Origin of the sequence: Pseudoalteromonas sp. S3178, assembly GCF_005886985.1 — a bacterium.
GTDB lineage: Bacteria > Pseudomonadota > Gammaproteobacteria > Enterobacterales > Alteromonadaceae > Pseudoalteromonas > Pseudoalteromonas carrageenovora.
The window spans coordinates 1-301 of sequence record NZ_PNCW01000669.1; the positions used below are offsets into that span (position 1 = coordinate 1).

Consider the following 301-nt stretch of genomic DNA (forward strand, 5'->3'; position numbering starts at 1 on the left):
TCAACCACTTTGCAGCCCTTACAGCACAAGAGGCAAAGGTCAAACGAGATGCTGCTTTATGAGTTAATTCAAGCCTTTCACCCATCGTAGCGAAGTAAGCCGTATGTTCTCCTACTATGTCTCCAGCTCTAAGGACAGAATAACCAATCTCATTTTGAGATTTAGCTTCTTCCACTTGTGTACGATCAAACCGAGCGACTTCATCATGATCCCACCCTTTTGCGTGCGCAATTGCTTCACCAATAGCTAATGCTGTCCCTGATGGCGCGTCAATTTTATTGCGATGATGTGCTTCAAAAAT

At 44.2% G+C, this 301-nt stretch carries 1 protein-coding gene; it reads right to left on the reverse strand.

Annotation, left to right across the window (positions count from 1 at the left end):
• A partial coding sequence (locus CWC11_RS22690) for a 4-hydroxy-tetrahydrodipicolinate reductase (protein ID WP_283241048.1) occupies positions 1-301 on the reverse strand: 301 nt, incomplete at both ends.